Annotated in this window: 19 protein-coding genes; 12 read left to right on the forward strand and 7 right to left on the reverse strand. The window is 64.0% G+C overall.

Going from position 1 to position 23,282, the window contains the following annotated elements; all coding sequences use genetic code 11:
- Positions 1-21 precede the first annotated feature (21 nt).
- The 3 genes from ASF04_RS09700 to ASF04_RS27435 all read right to left on the reverse strand — a co-directional run bounded on the left by ASF04_RS09700 (position 22) and on the right by ASF04_RS27435 (position 2,414).
- Positions 22-1,554, reverse strand: a complete 1,533-nt coding sequence (locus tag ASF04_RS09700; protein ID WP_056140560.1) for a DegQ family serine endoprotease — start codon at positions 1,552-1,554, stop codon at positions 22-24.
- Between the two features lie 195 nt (positions 1,555-1,749).
- Entirely contained in the window at positions 1,750-2,217 is a 468-nt protein-coding gene (locus ASF04_RS09705) for an Hsp20 family protein (protein WP_056140563.1), read from the reverse strand.
- Positions 2,218-2,231: 14 nt separating this feature from the next.
- On the reverse strand, positions 2,232-2,414 hold the full coding sequence (locus ASF04_RS27435; RefSeq protein ID WP_156368595.1) for a hypothetical protein: 183 nt from the start codon (positions 2,412-2,414) through the stop codon (positions 2,232-2,234).
- A 14-nt stretch (positions 2,415-2,428) separates the two neighbouring features.
- On the opposite strand from ASF04_RS27435, the gene ASF04_RS09710 reads away from it, so the two are divergent.
- Positions 2,429-4,309, forward strand: a complete 1,881-nt coding sequence (locus ASF04_RS09710; protein WP_056140566.1) for a M61 family metallopeptidase — start codon at positions 2,429-2,431, stop codon at positions 4,307-4,309.
- 30 nt (positions 4,310-4,339) lie between these two features.
- Entirely contained in the window at positions 4,340-4,687 is a 348-nt protein-coding gene (locus ASF04_RS09715; protein WP_019922759.1) for a hypothetical protein, read from the forward strand.
- Between the two features lie 60 nt (positions 4,688-4,747).
- On the opposite strand, the gene ASF04_RS09720 is transcribed toward ASF04_RS09715, so the two are convergent.
- Positions 4,748-5,506 carry a S9 family peptidase gene (locus ASF04_RS09720; RefSeq protein ID WP_056140571.1) on the reverse strand — a complete coding sequence of 253 codons (759 nt, stop codon included), beginning with the start codon at positions 5,504-5,506 and terminating at the stop codon, positions 4,748-4,750.
- 247 nt (positions 5,507-5,753) lie between these two features.
- On the opposite strand from ASF04_RS09720, the gene imuA reads away from it, so the two are divergent.
- The 6 genes from imuA to ASF04_RS09750 all read left to right on the forward strand — a co-directional run bounded on the left by imuA (position 5,754) and on the right by ASF04_RS09750 (position 14,119).
- Positions 5,754-6,509 (forward strand): translesion DNA synthesis-associated protein ImuA, encoded by a 756-nt coding sequence (imuA, locus tag ASF04_RS09725; protein ID WP_056140573.1) that lies wholly within the window; start codon positions 5,754-5,756, stop codon positions 6,507-6,509.
- Positions 6,442-7,911: a DNA polymerase Y family protein gene (locus ASF04_RS09730; RefSeq protein WP_164474766.1), complete on the forward strand. Its 1,470-nt coding sequence runs from the start codon at positions 6,442-6,444 to the stop codon at positions 7,909-7,911. Before imuA ends, ASF04_RS09730 begins: the two co-directional genes overlap by 68 nt.
- Positions 7,912-8,054: 143 nt before the next feature.
- A complete protein-coding gene (locus ASF04_RS09735) occupies positions 8,055-11,210 on the forward strand; it encodes an error-prone DNA polymerase (RefSeq protein ID WP_056140578.1) in 3,156 nt (1,051 codons plus the stop codon).
- Positions 11,211-11,290: 80 nt separating this feature from the next.
- Complete coding sequence (gene aroQ, locus ASF04_RS28480) at positions 11,291-12,544, forward strand: gamma subclass chorismate mutase AroQ (RefSeq protein ID WP_056140581.1); 1,254 nt, start codon at positions 11,291-11,293, stop codon at positions 12,542-12,544.
- A gap of 9 nt (positions 12,545-12,553) precedes the next feature.
- A complete protein-coding gene (locus tag ASF04_RS09745; RefSeq protein WP_056140585.1) occupies positions 12,554-13,828 on the forward strand; it encodes a putative Na+/H+ antiporter in 1,275 nt (424 codons plus the stop codon).
- 111 nt (positions 13,829-13,939) lie between these two features.
- Positions 13,940-14,119, forward strand: coding sequence for a VOC family protein (locus tag ASF04_RS09750; RefSeq protein WP_229204993.1), 180 nt, complete (start codon positions 13,940-13,942; stop codon positions 14,117-14,119).
- Between the two features lie 39 nt (positions 14,120-14,158).
- On the opposite strand, the gene ASF04_RS09755 is transcribed toward ASF04_RS09750, so the two are convergent.
- Together ASF04_RS09755 and hrpA are read right to left on the reverse strand one after the other, a co-directional pair.
- Positions 14,159-15,340, reverse strand: coding sequence for a PHB depolymerase family esterase (locus ASF04_RS09755; protein ID WP_229204994.1), 1,182 nt, complete (start codon positions 15,338-15,340; stop codon positions 14,159-14,161).
- A 51-nt stretch (positions 15,341-15,391) separates the two neighbouring features.
- Positions 15,392-19,747: an ATP-dependent RNA helicase HrpA gene (gene hrpA, locus ASF04_RS09760; RefSeq protein ID WP_229204995.1), complete on the reverse strand. Its 4,356-nt coding sequence runs from the start codon at positions 19,745-19,747 to the stop codon at positions 15,392-15,394.
- Positions 19,748-19,801: 54 nt separating this feature from the next.
- Between hrpA and argA the strand changes: the two genes are divergently transcribed.
- A complete protein-coding gene (gene argA / locus ASF04_RS09765; protein ID WP_082488672.1) occupies positions 19,802-21,112 on the forward strand; it encodes an amino-acid N-acetyltransferase in 1,311 nt (436 codons plus the stop codon).
- Between the two features lie 36 nt (positions 21,113-21,148).
- Entirely contained in the window at positions 21,149-21,421 is a 273-nt protein-coding gene (locus tag ASF04_RS09770; protein WP_019922774.1) for an oxidative damage protection protein, read from the forward strand.
- Between the two features lie 36 nt (positions 21,422-21,457).
- Here the strand turns inward: ASF04_RS09770 and rpiA are convergent, their stop codons facing one another.
- Positions 21,458-22,135 (reverse strand): ribose-5-phosphate isomerase RpiA, encoded by a 678-nt coding sequence (gene rpiA / locus ASF04_RS09775; protein WP_056140594.1) that lies wholly within the window; start codon positions 22,133-22,135, stop codon positions 21,458-21,460.
- A gap of 115 nt (positions 22,136-22,250) precedes the next feature.
- On the opposite strand from rpiA, the gene ASF04_RS09780 reads away from it, so the two are divergent.
- Positions 22,251-22,634, forward strand: a complete 384-nt coding sequence (locus tag ASF04_RS09780) for a response regulator (RefSeq protein ID WP_056140596.1) — start codon at positions 22,251-22,253, stop codon at positions 22,632-22,634.
- A 1-nt stretch (position 22,635) separates the two neighbouring features.
- Positions 22,636-23,274, forward strand: a complete 639-nt coding sequence (locus ASF04_RS09785) for a chemotaxis protein CheC (RefSeq protein ID WP_056140598.1) — start codon at positions 22,636-22,638, stop codon at positions 23,272-23,274.
- Positions 23,275-23,282 lie beyond the last annotated feature (8 nt).

Raw genomic sequence — 23,282 nt, forward strand, 5'->3', positions numbered from 1 at the left:
TGGTGCGTTCTGCAGGCCGGGTTAACCCAGGCGTACGGGAATGAAGATTGTATCGCCGCCGCGCTGGATCAGCAACGCCACAGACTTGCCGGACTTGTCCACCACCTGGCGCACCTGGTCCACGTTGCTGACCGCATAGCCGTTGACCGACAGCAGCACGTCGCCCGGTTGCACGCCTGCGCTTTGCGCGGCGCCGCCGGCGTCTTCGATCAGGAGGCCGTTGGCGATGCCGCTGTCGCGGCGCTCGTTGGGGTCAAGTGCACGCAGCGACAGCCCCAGCTTGCTGCTGGCCTGCTCGGCACGGTCGCTGGTGGGCGCCACGGCAGCAACCTTGTCGCTCAGGTTGCCGAGCTTGGCGTCAAGCGCAATCAGCTTGCCCTGGCGCCACACTTCCAGCTTGACCGTGCTGCCCGGCTTGGTCAGGCCGACCATCGCCGGCAAGTCAATCGAGCTGACGACCTTTTTGCCATTCATGCTGCGCACCACGTCACCAGCTTTGAGGCCGGCCTTGTCGGCCGGGCCGCCGCGCTCGACATTGGCGATCAGCGCGCCTTCAGGCGTGGCCAGCTTGAACGAATCGGCGATATCCTGGCCCACTTCCTGCACCGTCACGCCAAGCTTGGCATGTTCGACCTTGCCGGTGGCGACGATCTGGTTGGCAATCGTGGTGGCCACGTCGATCGGGATCGCGAACGACAGGCCCTGGTAGCCGCCGGTCTGGCTATAGATCTGCGAATTGATGCCAACCACTTCGCCACGGGCATTGAACAGCGGACCGCCCGAGTTGCCGGGATTGACGGCCACGTCGGTCTGAATGAACGGCACGTACTGATCGTCGGGCAGCGAACGGCCCTTGGCGCTGACCACGCCGGCGGTGACCGTGTTATCGAGGCCGTAAGGGGAACCGATCGCCAGCACCCACTCGCCCACTTTGAGGTTGTCGGTCTTGGCCAGCGGCACCACGGGCAGGTTCTTGGCATCGATCTTCAGCACGGCGACGTCGGTTTTCGGGTCGGAGCCGAGCACCTTGGCGCGGAACTCGCGGCGGTCGGTCAGTTTGACTGTCACTTCGCGCGCATCGCGCACCACGTGGGCATTGGTCAGGATGATGCCGTCAGAGCTGATGATGAAACCGGAACCCATGCCGTGGGTAGGCACTTCGCGCTGGCCACCACGAGGACCCTGCCCCTGGAAGCGGCGGAAAAATTCCAGGAACGGGTCGTCGCCAAACGCTTCGGCACGGCCTTGCCCTTGTGCCTGGCCATCATATGACGCCTTGGTACTGCCGCGCACGTCGATATTGACCACCGCCGGACCGTTGTTGGCAGCAACCACCGAAAAATCAGGCAAGGAGATGGACGGCGCGGCCACTGCGGCCGGGGCGCCGGCATTGGCGGACGGCGGCGCCGTGACCGCCGCTACCGGCGTGCCGGCAGCAACTGCGTTGCTCTGCTTGACGGCAACTGCGCCACCGGCGCCGATGGCAGCCACGATGGCCAGCGCGGCAACGGTGCGTTTGAAGGTTTTCGATCCGGTTGGGGTAGTCTGGGACATGTTGCACTCCTGAATTGAACTAGGATTTTAGATGTATTCAATATGAGGCAAAAAACTTAGACCCTACTTAATCAAATTTCCACCGAAACATATGCTTACAACAGTGCTGACGGCGGACGCAGGTCAGGGAGGATCCGTAAACGTACCACTGGCCGGATCAACCGGCCAGTGGGGTCTTACCTCGAAATCAAGCGCTTACGCGGCCTGGCGTTGCTCCAGGGCGGTCACGTTTTCGCTGCCGCTTTGACCATCGATGACGATTTTACGTGGCTTGAGCGCTTCGGGCACCTCGCGCACCAGTTCGATGGTGAGCATGCCGTTGTCGAAGCTGGCGCCGGTCACCTTGACGTGGGTGGCCAATTGGAAACGCTGTTCGAAGTCACGCGCGGCGATGCCGCGGTGCAGGTAGGTGCGCTCGGTGGCGTCCTTCTGCTTGCGGCCAACGACGTGCAGCGAATCGCGCTCGAAGGTGATGTCGATCTCGTCGCGGCTGAAGCCGGCCAGCGCCATCACGATGCGGTACTGGTCATCGGACACGAGTTCGATGTTGTAAGGAGGATAGCTGGGCGACGAATCGGCGCGCTGGGCGTCGTTGAGCATTTGGGCCAGGCGGTCGAAGCCGATGGCGGAACGGTACAGCGGGGTCAGGTCGAAAGTACGCATGGTAAATATCCTTGTCAAATTAAGCGATAAATGAAGTCCCGTCGGAAGCGTTCCTCGGGGCCGGTGGTCCCCTGCTGGGCAACCACTGAGTACGATATAGGGTGGTGGTCGCTGGCTTTCAAGAGCTTTTTTTGCGATTTTTTTTGCGGTTTTTCCAACTGCCCCTGCGTGCTAAACTCTTTCTCTTGTTCAATCACGATCCGAGTCCTTCATGCCTTTCACCCGTGCCGTACTTGCCGTCCTGCTCGCTACTACCTTCAGCGCCCAGGCCGACACGATTTCCGAACAGCCTTACCCGGGCACCATCGTCCTCAAAGTGGACGCCTCCAATACGGCACAACAGATCTTCCGCGTCCGCCAGACTATTCCGGCCAAGCCCGGCAAGCTGACCTTGCTGTACCCGCAATGGGTGGTGGCCAATCACGGCCCCAGCGGCGCGCTGAACCAGTTTGCCGGTCTCAAAGCGAGCGCGAACGGCAAGCCGCTCGACTGGCGCCGCGACCCGCTCAACGTGTGGGCCTTCACGGTTGACGTGCCGGCCGACGCCAATGCGATCGACATCGAATTCCAGTACCTGTCGCCGGTGGAAGCGAGCCAGGGCCGCACCACGTTTACCAACGACATCCTCGGCGTGCAGTGGCAGTCGCTGGCGATTTACCCGGCCGGCTACCGCAGCCGCAACATCACGATCCAGCCCAACCTGACCGTGCCACCGGGCTGGCAGTTCGGCACCGCGCTGGAAACGGCCGCGCGCAACGGCGACGAGATCGCCTTCAAGCCGCTCGACTTCGAAACCTTCCTCGATTCGCCGCTGTTTGCAGGCCGCTATTTCCGCCGCATCGACCTCGATCCGGGCGCAAAAATCCCGGTCCACCTGAACGTGGTAGCCGACAGTCCGGAACAGCTCGAAGCGACGCCGGAACAGATCGCCCCGCACCGCGCGCTGATCCAGCAATCGTATAAACTGTTTAACTCGAAACACTATAAACACTACGATTTCCTGTTCGCCATCAGCGACGAATTCGGCGGCATCGGCCGCGAGCACCACCAGTCGAGCGAAAATGGCGTCAAGGCCGGCTACTTCACCGACTGGAACAAGTGGGAAGCGCGCCGTGAACTGCTGCCGCATGAATTTGCCCACTCGTGGAACGGCAAGTTCCGCCGTCCGGCCGGCCAGGACGTGCCCAACTTCAACACTCCGCTCGACAACTCGCTGCTGTGGGTGTACGAGGGTCAAACCCAGTACTGGGGCGCCGTCCTTGCGGCCCGCTCGGGCCTGATCAAGCCGGAAAACACGCGCGACCTGCTGGCCGCATCGGCCGCCCGCCTCGACAACGTGCGTGGCCGCACCTGGCGCGCGGTGCAGGACACCACGTACGATCCAATCATCAATGCCCGCCGTCCGCAAGTGTGGAACAACTGGCAGCGCGGCGAGGACTACTACCAGGAAGGCCAGCTGATCTGGTTAGATGCCGACACCCTGATCCGCGAACTGTCGGGCGGCAAGCGTTCGCTCAACGATTTCGCGCGCGGCTTCTTCGGCGTCGATGACGGCATCAATGTCGCCAAGCACTACACGTTCGACGACGTGGTGGCCGCCCTGAACGCCGTGCAGCCGCACGACTGGGCCACCTTCCTGCGCAGCCGCGTGGAAAGCCACGGTCCCGGCGCGCCGCTCGACGGTCTCACGCGCGCCGGCTGGAAACTGGTCTATACCGACAAGCAGACGCCATTCCTGAAAGCCCAGGAAGACCTGAGCAAGTCGGCCAACTTCCAGTACTCGCTCGGCTTCTCGGTGGGCGCCGAAGGCAAGCTCGAATCGTTCATCTGGGAAGGCATAGCCTTCAAGGCCGGCCTGTCGGGCAACTCGACATTGCTGGCAGTGAATGGCCGCGCCTACAAGCCCGAGGTGCTGCGCGCGGCGATCACGGCCGCCAAGGACAGCAAGGAGCCGATCCAGCTGCTGGTGAAAAAGGGCAACCTGTACACCACGTATGCGATCGACTACCACGACGGTTTGAAGTACCCGCGCCTGGAACGGATCAAGGGCACGCCTGACCGCCTGGAAGCAATTCTGCAGCCGTTGAAGTAAGATGGCTCAACGCCCAAACCTGAGGACACTATGAGCAATAACACTGATATCCAATTGAGCGGCCCTTTCAAGGCTACCGACGGCGCCGGCCGTGCCCACGACGCCAAGGCGATCCGTATCTTCGATGAAGGTTATGGCGCGATCGACGTGTACGTGGACTTTGCCGGTTCGGTCAGCGGCCTGCACAAGGACAAGTCCCTGATCGACGCCGTGGTGGCGCAACTGCGCACCGTCGGCTACAAGGGTCCGGCCCTCACCGCCGGCGACCCGGTGCTGCAGGAAGGCAAACTGCTGGTGCTGGAAGCCCCGGACGAGTTCAACACCTTTGCCGCTGGCAAGGGCTGGAAGGATTTGGCCGAGGAATTTGGCGACGAATAATTTTTCAATCTCAGGCTAAAAACCCGTCATTCCGGCGCAGGCCGGAATCCGGTTTTCAGCCTATGACAGATAGCGGCGGCTCCATGCCGCGATCAAGTCCGCCACATACACCGCATCCTCGCGCCGGGTCAGCAAATGGTCGGCGGTATCGAGCGACACGAAACTTTTCGGGTGCCTGGCGGCAGTCACAATTTCCATGGCATTGGCCACCGGCACGGTATCGTCGCCAGGTGCGTGCATCACCAGCAAACCGCGCTTCAAGCCCGCAATCTTCGGTTTCAATGCATACTCTTCGGCATCGTCGAAAAACTGGCGCTTGATGCGGAATGGCCGTCCGGCCAGCGGCACCATGGCCTCCCCTTCCTGCCTGATCAGTTCCAGGTACTTGCTGCCGAACAGGCTGGGCATATGGGTCGGATCGCTGGGCGAACCGATCGTCACCACTGCCGTGGCCTCCGCGATCTGCCCGGCCGCCGCCAGCATGGCCGTGCCGCCCAGGCTATGGCCGATCAACAACTGCGGCGCCGCATGGTGCGTGCGCAAAAAATCGGCAGCGGCCACCAGGTCGGCCACATTCGAAGAAAAATTGGTATCGGCAAAATCGCCCTCGCTGCCACCGAGGCCCGTAAAATCGAACCGCAGCACGGCGATGCCATGCGCCGCCAGCGACTGCGCCAATCGATGGGCGCCAATCGCATCCTTGCCGCAGGTGAAGCAATGGGCAAACAGCGCGTACGCGCGAATATCGCCATCGGGCGCGTCAAGCTTGGCGGCCAGCTTGAGGCCGTTGGAGATAAATTCCTGTCTTTGAGAACGCATGCAAACTCCTGCAACTTCGATGAAGGCGTACTCTGACGCATAAGTGGCGGCGGGACAAGTCCAGCGTTCACCATTACCAACCTTCGGGTATCTCGCAAACACCGCAAGTAAATCGACCTTGCACCTCAACGCTAACGCAGATTATACTGTACATGCATACAGTATCAATTTACCAACTCGTTTTGTGCGCCCATGTGCACAAGTTTATTTTTACCTTTTACGTTCGTTCTCGACCACCCGTGCAGCCATGCTTACGCCACCGCTCCCCATCACCACCGCAGCTGCGCAGGCTGGCCGCCTGGCCATGCGCGATGTGTGGCGTGCCAGCGAATTGGCCATTTCGCGCTCCACCACTTGCAGCACCGGGCACGACCGGCTCGATCGCGAACTGCCCAACCAGGGCTGGCCACGCTCGGCGCTGATCGAGCTGCTGGTGCAGCAACACGGCATCGGCGAAATGCAATTATTAAAGCCCGTGCTGGCCAGCCTGGCCGCGCGCCAGCGCGTGGCGCTGGTGCAGCCGCCTTATTTGCCGCACGCCATGGCGTGCCGGGCCTGGCAAGTCAACGACCGCAACCTGCTGTGGCTCAAGCCGGCCAGCAGTGCCGATGCGCTGTGGGCGGCCGAGCAAATCCTCAAGAACGGCTCGTGCGGCGCGGTGCTGCTGTGGCAGGCCAATGTACGGCCCGAAGCGCTGCGCCGGCTCAACCTGGCCGCGCAAAGCACCGATACCTGGCTGTGGCTGCTGCGACCCATCGCGGCGGCAGCCGACGCTTCGCCGTCGCCGCTGCGCATGACCTTGCGCCCGGCCGCGGGCGGTGTTTCGGTGGACATCATCAAGCGCAAGGGTCCCCATTGCGAGCAACCTTTTTTCATTCCCCTCGGTGATATGCCGGTACCGCTGCATATCCCCCTGCAACCTGCCTCCCACGATCATGAAACTGATGTTAAGCGTCCACCTGCCGTTGTTGCCGCTCGAAGCGCAACGACCGTGCTGGTCTGAGCCGGCGCCCATGGTCGTCGTCGAGCACGGCCTGGTGCTGGCCATGTCGCGCCAGGCTGCGCAGGCCGGCGTGCGCCTGGGAATGCGCGGCGGCGGCGTGGCGGCCATCGCGCCCCAGACCATCCTGCTCGACCGCGCGGCCGACAAGGAAGACCTGGCGCTGGAAGCGATTGCCACCGCGCTGATGCAATACACGCCCGACATCACGTACCAGCCCGACTGGTCGCTGCTGCTGGACGTGAGCGCCAGCCTCACGCTGTTCAAGGGTCCGCATGCGCTGTGTCTGCGCGTGCTGCGCAGCGTGGCAGCGCTCGGCTTCACCCTGCAACTGGGCACCGCCCCCACGGCAGAAGGCGCCTGGCTGCTGGCGCGCAACGAGCGGCGCAAGGACCAGCCCAAGGGCCGCCGGGTGGCGTCGATGGAACGCCTGCAACAGCGTCTCAACCAGCTGCCGTGCGAGCTGATCCCGGCCGCCGCACCGTTTCACGGCTGGCTCACCGACATCGGCGCGCGCGACCTGGGCGCCTTGCGCCGGTTGCCGCGCGCAGGGCTGCTGCGGCGCACCGACAAAGACCTGCTGGCCGCGCTCGACCGCGCCTATGGCGAGGCGCCGGAAATGTTCGAGTGGATCAAGCCACCGTTGCAATTTTGCGCGCGCATCGAAACCTTCGAACGCGTCGAGCATGCCGACGCCTTGCTGCACGGAGCGTCGAGCCTGATCCAGCAACTGGTGGGCTGGCTTACCGCCATGCAGCAAGCGGTGCGCGCGTTCACGCTGTACCTCGAACACGAGCGCGGCCGGGCAGCAGTAGCGCCCACGGCGCTCGAGATCATGCTGGCCGAACCGGCATGGCACGAGTCGCACCTGGTGCGTCTGCTCAAGGAGCGCCTCGGCAAGGTGGAACTGCATGCGCCGGTGATCGCGCTGCGGCTCGAAGCCGTCAAGATCGAAGCCATGCTGCCCCCCAATGCGTCGCTGTTTCCCGAGCCGGGCGGCACGCCGCAGGACTATCACCGGCTGCTCGAACTGCTCACCGCGCGCCTCGGCGCCGACAACGTGCTCACGCCCGCCACCGTGGACGACTACCGCCCCGAAATCTGCAACACCTGGCTGCCGGCCACGGCCAGGCGCCCCAAGCCGCAACTGGAGGAAGTATTCGACGGCCGGCCGTTCTGGTTGCTGCCGAAACCAATCGCGCTGCTGATGCGCGACAACCGGCCGTTTTACGGCAGCGCCCTCAAAATCCTCTCCGGCCCCGAGCGGCTGGAGGCTGGCTGGTGGAACGATCAAACCGCCGCGCGCGACTACTTCGTCGCCCAGGGCAGCGACGCCAGCTGCTACTGGATCTACCTCGAACGCACTACCGATGCGCGCTGGTTTTTGCATGGGCTGTATGCCTGACCATGGACAAGCCGCCTATTCCGCCTATTCCGCCAGTGCCGCCAGTGCCGCCGGCACCCGGCAATGGCCCGCCTGCCGGTAGTCTGCCCAGCGGACTACCGGGTAGTCTCCCCGGCGGTTTGCCCGCTGGTTTGCCTGGCAACTTGCCTGCCGGCGGTGTCCCCGCCAGCAGCTTGCCCAGTTATGCGGAACTGCAAGTGTTCAGCAATTTCAGCTTTCTGCGCGGCGCCTCGCCGCCCGAGCAGCTGGTGCAGCGCGCCCACCAGCTTGGCTACAGCGCGATTGCCATCACCGACGAATGCAGCCTGGCCGGCGTGGTGCGCGCCCACGTGGCGGCCAGGGAATGCGGCCTGCACCTGGTGATCGGAAGCCAGATGGCGATTACGCCCGAGGACGGCAGCCCGCCGTTCAACCTGATCATCATCGCCACCAACAAGAACGGCTACGGCAACTTGAGCGAACTGATCACCGTGGGCCGCATGCGCGCCGACAAGGGTACGTACCTGGTGCGTCCGCGCGACATCGCCCAGCCCGTTGGCGACCTCGTGCATTTGCGCGGCCTGCCCGACTGTCAGTTCATCCTGGCGCCGCGCTACTGCGCGCCATACGAGGAGGTGGAGCGGCACGCGCAATGGCTGCTGCACAACGCCCCGGGCCGGGTGCGCATTGCGCTCACGCTGCACCACCGCGCGCGCGACGCGCTGCACCGGCGCATGATCGAGGGCATTTCCGAAGAATTCGCCATCCCGGTAGTGGCCACCGGCGACGTCTGCATGCACCTGCGCTCGTACAAGCCCTTGCAGGACACCATGACGGCGATCCGCCACGGCATTCCGGTGGCGCAGTGCGGCTACAAGCTGGCGCCCAATGCCGAGCAACATTTGCGTTCACGCGTGCGCCTTGGCAACCTGTACCCGCGCGCGGCGCTGGACGAGACCGTGCGGCTGGCGCGCCAATGTACATTTTCGCTCGACGAGCTGCGCTACGAATACCCGCACGAGCTGGTGCCGGACGGCGAAACGCCCACCAGCTACCTGCGCAAGGAGACGTATATCGGCGCCCACTGGCGCTACCCGCACGGTATCCCTGACAATGTGCAGGCGTCGCTCGAACGCGAGCTCGACATCATCGCCGACCTGCAATACGAAGCCTATTTTTTGACCGTATACGACATCGTGCGCTTTGCCCGTGGGCAGCAGATCCTGTGCCAGGGACGCGGTTCGGCCGCCAACTCGGCCGTGTGTTATTGCCTCGGTGTGACCGAGGTCGATCCGTCGCGCGGCACCTTGCTGTTCGAACGGTTTTTATCGAAAGAGCGCAACGAGCCGCCCGACATCGACATCGACTTCGAACACCAGCGCCGCGAAGAAGTGCTGCAATACGTGTACAACAAGTACGGCCGCATGCGCGCGGCGCTGACCGCCGTGGTCATCTCGTACCGGCCCAGGAGCGTGCTGCGCGACGTGGGCAAGGCGCTGGGCGTCGATCTGACGGTGGTGGACAAGGTGGCCAAGGCCTCGCATAGCTGGGGCGGCCGTGCCGACCTCGAACAGCGCCTGCTCGACTGCGGCTTCGATACCAGCTCGCCGGTCGTGGAAAAATGGAACTACCTGGCCGACCTGTTGATGCACTTCCCGCGTCACCTGAGCCAGCACCCGGGGGGCTTCGTCATCTCGCACACCAAGCTGTGCCGCCTGGTGCCGATCGAGAACGCCGCGATGGCAGACCGCAGCATCGTGCAGTGGGACAAGGACGATCTTGATGCAGTGGGCCTGATGAAAGTGGACTTGCTGGCGCTGGGCATGCTCAGCTGCATCCGCCGCACGCTCGATCTCGTGTCCGAGCGGCGCGGCCAGCGTTTCGAAATGGGCGACATTCCGGCCGAAGACCCGGCCACCTACGAGATGATCTGCCAGGCCGATACCATCGGCGTATTCCAGATCGAATCGCGGGCGCAGATGTCGATGCTGCCGCGCCTGCGGCCGCAAACTTTTTATGACCTGGTGATCGAGGTGGCGATCGTGCGGCCTGGCCCGATCCAGGGCGACATGATCCACCCGTATTTGCGGCGGCGGCAAGGTATCGATCCGGTGTCGTACCACAGCGACGCAATCAAGGGCGTACTCGAGAGAACACTGGGCATTCCGATTTTCCAGGAGCAGGTGATGCAGATCGCCATCGTGGCCGGCGGCTTTACACCGGGCGAAGCCGATGAGCTGCGGCGCGCCATGGCAGCGTGGAAGCGCAAGGGTGGCTTGCAACCATTCAAGGACAAGCTCAAGGCTGGCATGGACGCGCGCGGCTATCCGCCCGAGTTTGCGGAAACCATCTTCAACCAGATCAAGGGCTTCGCCGAATACGGTTTCCCCGAATCGCATGCATCGTCCTTTGCGCTGCTAGCCTACGTCTCGAGCTGGCTCAAATGCCACGAACCGGCGGCCTTTCTGGCCGCCCTGCTCAACTCGCAGCCGATGGGCTTTTACTCGCGTTCGGCGCTGGTGCAGGATGCGCGCCGCCATGGCGTCGAAGTGTATGCAGTCGATGTGGCCGTGAGCACCTGGGAAGCAGCGCTTGAACCTGCAGCCAACGGCATGCCAGCCGTGCGCCTGGGTCTCAACAACGTCGACGGTATGGAGAAAGACGCCGCCTGGCGTATCGAAGAAGCGCGCGCGGTGGCGCCGTTTGCCGACACGTCCGACCTGGCCGCACGCGCCGGCCTCGATGCGCGCCAGATGACCCATTTGGCCAGCGCCAGCGCCCTCGCCTCGCTGGCCGGCCACCGCCGCCAGGCCATGTGGCAAGCCGCGTCCAGCGTGCCCGACAAGGGTCTGCTGCGCCCGGCCACCGTGGTGGAAGAAGCCATTGAACTCGAGGCGCCATCGGCTGCCGAAAGCGTGGTGGCCGACTATCGCCACCTGGGCCTCACGCTAGGCCGGCACCCGGTCTCGTTCCTGCGCGAGCGCCTGTACAAGATGCGCTTCACACCCTCGGATGTGCTGATGGGGTTTACCAACGGCCAACTGGCGCGCGGCTGCGGCATTGTCACCGTGCGCCAGCGGCCGGGCACGGCCAAGGGCGTGGTGTTCATCACACTGGAAGACGAGGCCGGCACGGTCAACGTGATCTGCTGGAAAAGCCTGGTGGAACAGCAACGCCGCGAAGTGATGGGCGCGCAACTGCTGGGCGTGTACGGCGTGTGGCAAACGGAAAACAATGTGCGCCACCTGGTCGCCAAGCGCCTGGTGGACCTGTCCCACCTGCTGGGCGCACTCGACACACGGTCGCGCGATTTTCATTGAGGGCGACACACCCGCAGCGCACCGAGTGCGGTACCATACCGGTTGGAAAATTTAACCAAATACCAACCACCGGACACGTCTTGAAGCACGCCCCCAAATTCCTGCTTTGCCTGCTCCTGGCTGCCACGACCGGCACCGTGTCGGCAGGACCGGCGCAGCAGCTGGCCGCCATTACCGCCAGCGGCGAACTGCGCGTGGGTACGCCTGCCGATTACAAGCCCTACACGTATCGACTGGGCCAGAGCAGCGCATACCTCGGGCTCGATATCGACCTGGCGGCCGGCCTGGCCAGGCGCCTCGGTGTCAAGCTCACCATCGTCCCTACCAGCTGGCCTGCTTTGCTGGCCGACTGGAATGCCGACAAGTTCGACATCGCCGTGGGCGGCATTTCCATCACGCCGGAGCGCCAGCAGCATGGCCTGTTTTCGATCTCGTACCAGCGCGACGGCAAGACCCCGATCACGCGCTGCGAAAATCAGCAACGCTTCCAGACACTGGCGCAGATCAACCAGCCGGACGTGCGCCTGATCGTCAACCCGGGCGGCACCAACGAACGCTTTGCCCGCAGCCACGCGCCGCGTGCACAACTGACGGTCTACCCGGACAATGTGACCATCTTCGGCCAGATCGTCGCCGGCAAGGCCGACCTGATGATGACCGACGCCATGGAAACCCGGCTGCAACAACGCCTGCATCCGGAACTGTGTGCAGTGCACCCGGAGGCGCCGTTCGACAGCGCCGACAAGGCCATGCTGCTGCCGCGCGACCCGGCTTTCAAAGCCGTGGTGGACCAGTGGTTGCAGGAACGTCTCGCCAGCGGCGCGCTGCAACAGGATGTCGAACACTGGCTGGCATTTCCGTGGACGCTGGAACCGTTGCGCCAGGCCATCGACCAGCGCCTGCTGCTGGCCGAACCGGTCGCGCGCGCCAAGTGGAACAAGCAGGCGCCGGTCGAAGACCTGCCGCGCGAGGCACTGGTGATTGCCGCCGCCGTCGAACAAGGCCGCGCGCTCGGTCTGCCGGCGGACCGGGTGGAAGCGGTATTCCGCGCCCAGATCGAAGCGTCGAAAACCGTGCAGCGCGAGCTGTATGCACGCTGGAGCGCCCAACACGCCGGCCGCTTCGCCGACGCCCCCGACCTGGCCGCCGAGATCCGTCCCAAACTCGACCTGATCACCACCCAACTGCTGGCGGCGCTGGCCGCCAACCAGGCCATTCTTGCAGACGCCACGCGCCGCAACGAGGTCGCGCAAGCGCTGCGCACGCTCGACGCCACCGCGCTGAGTCCCTCCGCCGCGCGGCAAGCGCTGGCGCCACTAATCACCAACAACTAAGGTTCTCTTTTGCAAAATATCGAACTCATCGGCGCAATCCTGTTCGCGCTGGCCCTGCTCCACACGTTTGCCGCGAAATCGTTCGAGGTGCTGGCGCACCGCCATCCGCGCCACGCCGGCCTGTTCCACCTGCTGGGCGAAGTGGAGGTGGTGTTCGGCTTCTGGGCGTTTGTCCTGATCGTGTTCATGGCGCTGACCAACGGCGGCCAGGCCGCCATCGCGTATGCCGAATCGCGCCACTACACCGAGCCGCTGTTCGTGTTCACGGTGATGGTGGTGGCGGCCTCGCGCCCGGTGCTCGAAGCCGTTCAGCAACTGCTGCTGGCGTTCTCGCACAAGCTGCCCGTGCGCACCGAACTGGCGCTGGCCTGGTTGGGCCTGGCGCTGGTGCCGCTGGCCGGGTCGCTGATCACGGAACCGGCTGCGATGACGCTGGCGGCGCTGATGCTCGCACCGCTGGTGTTCCGCCGCGGCATGCCCGAACCGCTCAAGTACGCCGCGCTGGGCGTGCTATTCGTCAACGTCTCCATCGGCGGCACCCTGACGTCGTACGCGGCGCCGCCGGTGCTGATGGTGGCCGCCACCTGGCAGTGGGACAGCGCCTTCATGGCCAGCACCTTCGGCTGGAAGGCGGTGATCGCGGTAGTGATCAACGCCACCGTGGTAAGCATGCTGCTGCGCCCGCACCTGCGCGGCAAGGCGGCCAATGACGACAGCATCACGGCCACCGCCACTATCGAAAAAGCGCCGCCGGTGCCGCTGGCGGTCACGCTGATCCACCTGGCTTTCCTGGCCGGCGTGGTCGTGTTCGGCCACCACCCGGTGCTGTTCCTGGGCCTGTTCATGCTGTTTCTCGGTTTTACGTCCGCGTACCAGCGCTACCAGTCGCCGCTGATCATCAAGGAGGCGCTGCTGGTCGGCTTCTTCCTGGCCGGGCTGGTGGTACTCGGCGGCATGCAGCAATGGTGGTTGCAACCGATCGTCGAGAGCTTGTCGCCGCTGGCCCTGTTCTTCGGCGCCACGGCCTTGACGGCAATTACCGACAACGCCGCCCTCACCTACCTCGGCTCGCTGATCGACGGCATCTCGCCGCAGGCGCAATACATGTTGATGGCCGGGGCGGTGACCGGCGGCGGCCTGACCGTGATCGCCAACGCGCCCAACCCGGCCGGCGTGGCGCTGCTGCGGCGCGGCTTCAACGACGAGTCGATCGGCATGGCGGGACTGCTGCTGGGCGCGCTGGCGCCAACCGCAGTAGCTGCTGCCGCCTTCCTGCTGCTCTAGGCAATGTCCAGACGGGCCTGGGGCGCCAGCGCCGATCACCAAAGGTCCGCATACAACGTGCTACCGGAGCCGCACCGCCGACTTCAACGCGGTATGCGGCACCAGCAAAACATGGACGCCGACCAAATGCCCGCCCGTCCACAGCGGCTGGGTGTGCTGCTTGCCGTGCTGCGCGACGAAGGCTGCCAGGTGCTCGACAAGGCCGACGACTCGGACTACGGAAAATTCGGCTGGGTGATCGACCCCGAGGGTAACAAGGTCGAACTGTGGCAGCCGCCGCACGGGCAATAGGCACCAGCCGCTCATGGGCTGCCGGGCAGGCTCCAGGCTTTAGCCGCGCCGGTGCCGTGCGAAAAACTCCAGCATCATGCGGGTGGCGTCCGGGCCGGCCTTGGCGTTGAATTTTAATGCCGGGTCGCCGCCGCTCCAGGCGTGGTCGAGGGCGTCGATGCGGGCCACGCGCAGCAGCAATTTGCGGCCGTCGTAAAAATCGTCGATGCGATGGGCGTTGTGCCGGGCGTTGCTGCCTTGCGCCTTGTGCGTAATTTTCGCCGGTGCGTCAGGCGCCAGTCCATTGAAGGCCAGCCCCTGGCGGGCCAGTTGAACCTGGTTGATCGGACGCACCACGCTGTCGCCCTCGCCCGCAATCAAGATCGTGGGCATGCCGGGAAAGCGCGCGTGACGGGCCAGCACTTCGCGCACGGCCAGGTCGGCGCGCAGGGCTGCGCCATGTTGCATCACGCCCAGAGCGCCCATCGTGCTGTGGCCGGCGCCGAACACGGGGCCGGAGTGCAGGCCCACGGCAGCAAACAGTTGCGGGTGGTTCAGTGCAAGGATATTGGCCATGCCGGCGCCAGCCGAAATCCCGGCGACATACACGCGCGAGCGGTCGATCGCATACGCGCCCGCCACCTTATCGATCATGGCGACGATGGTGGGAACGTCGCCGCCGCCCTCCTGCGTGGCGCGGTCGTACCATTTCCAGCAGCGCTGGGACTGGTTGCTGACCAGTTGTTGCGGGTACAGCACGGCGTACCCCTTGCGCTCGGCCCACTGGTTCATGCGCGTGCCCTGGGCGAACTGGGTGGCGGTCTGGTGGCAGCCATGCAGCATGACGATCAGCGGCAGGCCTTGGGCTATTGCTTCCTCGGGGACTTTCTGCGGAAGGTACAGCCAAAAGCTCATGCGGCGGGTGTTGGCGCTTTCGACGTGGGACGTGAGCCATTTGCCGGGCGCGATGTTGCTGCTGGCCGGTGGTGGCGTGACTCTGCCGGGCGAGGACCGGGAGGTCGATGCTGCTGGCTTTGAAGTCGATGCTGGCGGCTTTGCGGACGAAGGCGCCGGCCTGGGCGATGCAGTGGACGATGAAGCCGCCGGCTTGGCGCGGGCCTTGCGCCTGGGCGGCGCCGGCGTCAGCATCGCCGTCATCAGCTTGTTGACGGCAGCGCCCTGGCGCGCGGTCTTGATCGACGTGCGCATCAGGCTGCGGAATAAACCAGCGGCTTTCTTCATCGAACCTCCTGTAGTCTCCCAGTCTAAGCGGAAACCACCTGCGCACGATCATTACCGTTGCATCGATTCCCACACTTTTTGCAGCCGCTTCACCGACACCGGCATCGGCGTGCGCAGTTCCTGGGCAAAGAGCGATACCCGCAACTCTTCCAGCATCCAGCGGAACTCGACCAGTTTCGGGTCGGTATTCTTGCCGGCGCTCTTGTCGCGGTGCAGGCGCTGGTATGGCGTGGCGGCCAGTTGCCAGTCGGCCATGAGCTTGGCGTCGCGGGCGGGATCGGCGCGCAGCTTTTCGATGCGCACGTTCATCGCCTTCAGGTAGCGCGGAAAGTGTGACAGCTGGCTGTAGTCGTTGTCGGACAGGAAGCGCTTATGTACCAGGCCCTGCAACTGGCCCTGCATATCGGTTGCCGCTGCCTGCGGCAAGCCTTGCAGGCGCTTGGGCAGGCCGTGGAACTCGGTCAGCACTTGCGACAGCAGGCGCGCCACTTCGTTGACCAGCAGCACCAGGCGCGACTTGCCTTCGTCCTTGCGTTTGGTGAAACTGGCAGCATCGGTCGGCAACGGATCTTGCAGGCAGGCGATGTCGAGCGCCTTGTTGATGATCTCGTCGCGCAGTTCTTCCTGCGTGCCCATGGCCATGTATTGCATGCCCATTTGCTGCAGGTTCGGGATGCTTTTCTCGATGAACTTGATTTGATCCTTCATCTGCAGCGCGAACAGGCGGCGCAGGCCCTGGCGGTGGGTGCGCGCTGCCACGGTCGGGTCGTCGAAGACTTCGAGGTCGCAGTGGGTACGCTTGTCCACCAGCGCGGGGAAGCCGATCAGCGTCAGTTTGCCTTGCGGGATTTCGAGCAGTTCGGGCAGTTCGCCAAAGGTCCAGTTGCTGAGGTTGGTCAGGTTGGACGGTTCGGCAGCGTCCACGCCACCGTGTGGCGCCGCACCGGTGCCCCCCTTGCCGCCCGTCGCAGTGACAGGCGCCGCAGCACCTGCCTTGCCGCCGGCGGCTGGCCTGGCGCCGCTGGCCGGCTGGGCAGCCGACAGCGCGGCGGATGTTACCGTGGTGCCCGACGTCTCCGCCATCTTCTGGAAACTCTCGCGCGCCTGCATGCCGAACTCGGCTTGCAAGGTGGCCAGGTTGCGGCCCATGTCCAGTTGGCGGCCGTGCTCGTCGATCACCTTGAAATTCATGAAGTGGTGGGCGGGCAAGGTTTCCGGCTTGAAGTCGGTGGTCAGCACGGCAATCGTCAGTTGCTTGCGGATGTCGGCAATGATGGCGTCCACCAGGTCGCCACGGCCGAACACGCCCGCTTCGTGCACGCGCTCGCAGAATTTCGCCGCGTAGTCGGGCAGCGGCACGCAGTGGCGGCGCAGCTTTTGCGGCAGGGACTTGAGCAGCAGGTGCACTTTTTCCTTGAGCATGCCCGGCACCAGCCATTCGCAGCGCTCGCGCGGCAACTGGTTCAGTGCGTACAGCGGCACGGCCAGGGTCACGCCGTCACGCACGCTGCCCGGTTCGAAGTGGTATGTCAGGCCCAGCTCGAGGCCAGTGACCGACATGATCTTCGGGAACAGCTCGGTGGTAACGCCAGCCGCTTCGTGGCGCATCAGTTCGTCGCGGTTGAGGTACAGCAGCCGTGGCTCGGCGGCGGTGGCGTCCTTGTGCCATTTTTCGAAACCGGCGCCGTTGACCACGTCGGCCGGAATCAGCTTGTCGTAAAACGCTGCGATCAGTTCATCATCGACCAGCACGTCCAGGCGGCGCGACTTGTGTTCGAGGTTTTCGATGTCCTTGATCAGCTTGTGGTTGTGGGCGAAGAACGGCGCGCGCGTGTCGTAATCGCCACCGACCAGCGCATCGCGAATGAAGATTTCGCGGGCCTCGGTCGGGTTGAAAGCGCCGTAGTTGATGCGGCGCTGGCTGTACACGACCAGCCCGTACAGCGTGGCGCGTTCGGACGCCGTCACTTGTGCCAAGCGCTTTTCCCAGCGCGGCTCGCCCCACGATTTTTTCAAGAGGTGGCCGCCCACTTTTTCCAGCCATTCCGGCTCGATGCGGGCCACGCAGCGCGCGTACAGGCGCGTGGTATCGACCAGTTCGGCCGCCATGATCCACTTGCCCGGCTTTTTCAGCAGCGACGATCCCGGCCAGATATGGAACTTGATGCCGCGTGCGCCGAGATACCCGGCGCCCGGCTCGTCTTCGCTCTTGAAGCCGATATTGCCAAGCAAGCCGGTCAACAGGGCCAGGTGCAGGTTCTCGTACGTGGCCGGCAATTCGTTGACGCGCCAGCCCTGTTCCTTGACCAGCGTGACCAGCTGCGAATGGACGTCGCGCCACTCGCGCAGGCGCAACTGCGACAGGAAGTTGGTGCGGCAGTTGTCCATCAACTGGCGGTTGGTTTTCTTGTGCTCGATGGCGTTTTCGAACCAGCGCCAGATTTTCAGGTAGCTGAGGAATTCGGATTTTTCATCGGCGAATTTTTTATGGGCTTCGTCCGCCGCCTGCTGGTGTTCCATCGGGCGGTCGCGCGGGTCTTGCACCGACAGCGCGGACGCGATGATCAGCACTTCGCTCAGGCACACGTTGTCGAGCGCGGCGAGGATCATGCGGCCCACGCGCGGGTCGAGCGGCAGCTTGGCCAGCTTCTGGCCCAGTGGCGTCAACTGGTTGTATTCATCGACGGCACCGAGTTCCTGCAGCAGCTGGTAGCCATCGGCAATCGCGCGCGCCAGCGGCGGCTCGATGAACGGGAAACTTTCCACGTCGGTCAAATGCAGCGACTTCATGCGCAGGATGACGGACGCCAGCGACGAGCGCAGGATTTCCGGCTCGGTGAACTTGGGCCGCAACAGGAAGTCCTGCTCGTCGTACAGGCGGATACACACGCCATCGGCCACGCGGCCGCAACGGCCGGCGCGCTGGTTGGCGGCCGACTGCGCGATCGGCTCGATCTGCAGCTGCTCGACCTTGTTACGGTAGCTATAGCGTTTGACGCGGGCCAAACCGGCATCGACCACGTAGCGGATGCCGGGCACGGTCAGCGACGTCTCGGCCACGTTGGTGGCCAGCACGATGCGGCGCGCATTGCTCACCTTGAACACGCGCTCCTGCTCCTCGGCCGATAGGCGCGCGAACAGCGGCAGGATTTCCACGTGCGGCGGATGGTGCTTGCGCAGCGCTTCGGCGGTGTCGCGGATTTCGCGTTCGCCGGGCAAAAAGACCAGCACGTCGCCGGAACCGAGGCGCGCCAGTTCATCGACCGCATCGACCACCGCATCCATCAGGTCGCGCTTTTCGCGCGCGGCGGCCGTGCGCTGGCCTTTACCCTCGGCGTTGGCGATCGCTGCGGCATTGCCGCCCGGGTTGGCCTTGTTGGGCACATCGCTGTCGATCGGCCGGTAGCGCACTTCCACCGCGTACAGGCGGCCCGATACCTCGATCACCGGCGCCGGCTTCTCTGGCGTGCCGAAGTGGCGCGAGAAGCGGTCGGCGTCGATGGTGGCCGACGTGATGATGATCTTTAAATCGGGACGGCGCGGCAGCAACTGCTTGAGGTAACCGAGCAGGAAGTCGATGTTCAGGCTGCGTTCGTGCGCCTCGTCGATGATGATGGTGTCGTAGGCTTTTAATAACGGATCGGTCTGGGTTTCGGCCAGCAGGATACCGTCGGTCATCAGCTTGACCGACGCGCCCTTTTGCAGGGTATCGGCAAAACGCACCTTGAAACCCACGTGCTGGCCTAGCGGCGAATTGAGTTCGGCGGCAATCCGCTTGGCGGTGGACGACGCGGCGATCCGGCGCGGCTGGGTGTGGCCGATCAGCCCCTTTTGGCCACGGCCCAGTTCCAGGCAGATTTTCGGCAGCTGGGTGGTTTTACCGGACCCGGTCTCGCCGGAAACGATGATCACCTGGTTCGCCTGCAAGGCGGCGGCGATCTCGTGGCGGCGGCCCGAGACGGGCAAATCTTCGGGGAAGGTGATCGGCGGCAGCGGCGTACGGAAATTGCGCTCGGCCTCGCGCGCCTCGCGTGCGGCTTCGCGGGCGGCCTGCTCTTCCGGTGTCAGGCGCGCGCGCGACGCATTCTTGCCGTCCCCCTCGGCCCTGGCGGACGGACTACCGCCAGGCGCACCGCGGCCACGGCCGTCATTGCCAGCAGCGGGACGCCGTTGGGACGTGCGAGCCCCCGGATCTTCGATGCCAGCAGCCGGGCGCTGTTGCGGCGCGCCCTTGCCGCGCGGCGCCCCGCCCGGGTTCGGGACCTTTGCCGGCACCGGCTCCGTCCTGACAGCGACTACGCCTTTTAATGCCTCGGCAAACGGGCTGGCAGGGGCTTGCGGGCGGCGGTCTTGCGGGCCACGGAGTGTATTGGGGGGGCTTTTAGGCTTGTTGCTGGCTTCTGACATTGTTTTTTACAAGTATAGGGTGCGGAATTCGCGCACCGAATTATAATGCCGGTAATGGAAAACCCTACCCAATTCGTCCAATGGCTGCGTTCAGTCGCGCCCTACATCCACGCCTTCCGCGGCAAGACCTTCGTGGTGGCCTTTCCCGGTGAACTCGTTTCCGCCGGCGCCTTGCAGGTGCTGGCCCACGATCTGTCGCTGCTGCACGCGCTCGACATCAATGTGACCGTGGTCTATGGCTCGCGCCCGCAGGTGGCCGAGCAGTTAGCCCTGCGCAACGTCGAAGGGCGCTTCCACAACGGCGTGCGCATCACCGATACGGCCGCCATGGAGTGCGCCAAGGAAGCAGCCGGCGAGCTGCGCCTCGATATCGAGGCCGCATTCAGCCAGGGGTTACCCAATACGCCGATGTCGAATGCGGCCATCCGTATCATTTCCGGCAACTTCATCACGGCCCGTCCGCTGGGCGTGATTGACGGCGTGGACCTGGAACTGACGGGCGTCACACGCAAGGTCGATGCCGAAACCATCCATTCCATCCTCGGGTCCGACGGCCTGGTGCTGCTGTCGCCACTGGGCTTCTCGCCCACCGGCGAGGCATTCAACCTGACCATGGAAGACGTGGCGTGCAGCGCGGCAATTGCCCTGCATGCCGACAAGCTGGTGTTCATCACCGAAACGCCGATGATGACCGACGCCGGCGGCACCGAAATCCGCGAACTGTCGTCGCACATGGCCGAAGCCGTGCTCGACGCCGGCTTCCTCGACGACGCCACCGCGTTTTACCTGCGCCACTGCATCAAGGCGTGCGACAACGGCGTGGAACGCTCGCACATCGTGCCGTTCGCGATGGACGGCTCGGCCCTGCTCGAACTGTTCACCCACGATGGCGTGGGCACCATGATCTCGCACGAAAACCTCGAATCGCTGCGCAAGGCGACGATCGAGGACGTGGGCGGCATCATCAAGCTGATCGAACCGCTGGAAGCGGACGGCACCCTGGTCAAGCGCGGCCGCGAGCTGATCGAGCGCGAAATCGACTACTTCTCGGTTATCGAGCACGATGGCGTGATCTTCGGCTGTGCGGCACTGTACCCTTTCCCGGAGCACAAGATGGCCGAAATGGCATGTTTGACGGTGAACCCCGAAGTGCAGGCCCAGGGCGACGGCGAACGCATTTTGAAACACATGGAAAACCGCGCACGCGCGCTGGGCGTGACCAAGCTGTTCGTGCTCACCACGCGCACGTCGCACTGGTTCCAGAAGCGCGGCTTCGTGCCGGCCACGGTCGATGCGCTACCGAAGGATCGCCAGCACATGTATAACTGGCAGCGCAAATCCCAGGTCCTCATTAAATCTTTATAATGACGTCTTTACGTTACAGCTTTAGGAGCAAGACAGATGGCCCGCACCGTACATTGCATTAAACTCAACAAAGAAGCCGAGGGCATGGATTTCCCACCAGTTCCTGGCGAAATGGGCAAGAAGATCTACGAGTCGGTTTCGAAAGAAGCGTGGGCCGCGTGGATGAAGCACCAGACCATGCTGGTCAACGAAAACCGCCTGAACCTGGCCGACCTGCGCGCCCGTAAATACCTGGCGCAACAGATGGAAAAACACTTCTTCGGCGACGGCGCCGATGCGGCGATGGGCTACGTGCCACCGACCGAGTAAGTCCGGATGCTGGCCGCCGAGGCGGCCAGCAAATCCTTAGAACTTCAGGGTTTTCACGCCCTCGGCCATCCCCAGCAGGCACACATTGGCGCCGCGCGCGGCAAACAGCCCCACCGCGATCACGCCCACGATCTGGTTGATCTGCGCTTCCAGCGCCACCGGATCCGTAATCGACAATCCCGATACATCGAGCAACTGGCCGCCATTGTCGGTCACGAACGCCTCATCCGTGCCCGGTTTCAACCGCAGCTTCGGCACGCCGCCCAGCGCGCTCAAGGCGCGGGCCACGGCTTCGCGCGCCATCGGCACCACTTCCACCGGCAGCGGGAACTTGCCCATCACGTCCACCAGCTTGGAGCCGTCGGCGATGCAGACGAACTGCTTCGATACCGATGCGACAATCTTTTCACGCGTCAATGCCGCGCCGCCGCCCTTGATCATGGCGCCGGAAGCGTCGATCTCGTCGGCGCCGTCGATGTACACGGCAATCGCCGGCACGTCGTTGAGGTCATACACCGCGATGCCGTGGCCGCGCAGGCGGGCGGCGGTCGCTTCCGACGACGCCACGGTGCCCTTGATGCGGTCCTTGATCTTGGCCAGCTCATCAATGAAGAAATTGGCGGTGGAACCGGTGCCGACGCCGATGATTTCGTTGTCCACCACGTAGTCGATGGCGGCGCGCGCTACGGCTTGTTTCAGTTCGTCTTGGGTCATGATTTTTAACAATTAAAGGAAAGCGGGAGGAATCAGTGGCGCTATTTTAACGGATAGCTGCCAAGCAAAACCCTATTATGCGAGAATGCCCCATACATACAAGCCAGGAGGTGACATGACTGACGTTACACCCGAGCGAACAAAAACCGTGTTGATTGTCGATGACAGCCGCGTCTCACGGATGATGGCGCGCCAATATATTTTGCATCTGCAACCCGGCTGGAACGTGGTGGAAGCCGGCACTGGCGAAGAGTCGCTGGAGAAGGCACGCGCGGCCCTACCCGACCTGGTGCTGATGGATGTCAATATGCCCGGCATGGGCGGCATCGCCGCCGCCGAGCAATTGCGGCGGCTGGCGCCTGCCCTGCCAATCTCCCTGCTGACCGCCAACGTGCAGTCCGCCACGCGCGAGCGGGCCGAGGCGCTGGGGCTGGGTTTCATGGAAAAGCCGATCACCGAGGCGCGCATCGCCCAGTTGCTGGCGCTGGCGGGAGGCTGACATGGTGGAACTGTCCGAGCTGGAAAACGACGCCCTGATCGAGATTTTCAATATCGGCGTGGGCCAGGCTGCCGCGTCGATGAGCGCGCTGGTCAGCGAAGAAGTGCGCATGTCGGTACCGTCGATCAGCTTCATCAGCCGTGCCGACGCCGCGCGGCTGCTGGGCAGCCGGCTGGCGGCCGAGGCCGAAGCGCCGGACCGCATTTGCGGCGTCAGCCAGCACTACGAGGGCGCGTTCGATACCGACGCCATCCTCATGTTCCCCGAAGACAAAAGCCTGGAACTGGTGCGCCTGATGGTCGGCGAAACCGTGCCCCTGCAGGAGCTGACCGACATGGAGCAGGAAGCCATGTGCGAAATCGGCAACATCATCCTCAATGCCTGCATCGGCACCCTGGCCAATGTCTTCGAACAGGAACTGCGCGGATCGTTGCCTGAATACCACGTTGGCACCAGCGACGAGATCCTCGGCGTGTCCGGCAGCGAACCCGACAGCGTGGTGCTGATGCTGCACATCGACTTCGCGCTCGACAAGCACCAGATCCTCGGCTATGTCGCTTTCGTGCTCGACATCTCGGCGCTGCACGACCTCAAAGAACAAATCAACCGCTACATCGCCCGTGCGATGGGGCAAGCCTGAGGTGGCTG

Origin of the sequence: Duganella sp. Leaf61 (assembly GCF_001421905.1) — a bacterium.
Lineage (GTDB): Bacteria > Pseudomonadota > Gammaproteobacteria > Burkholderiales > Burkholderiaceae_D > Rugamonas > Rugamonas zoogloeoides.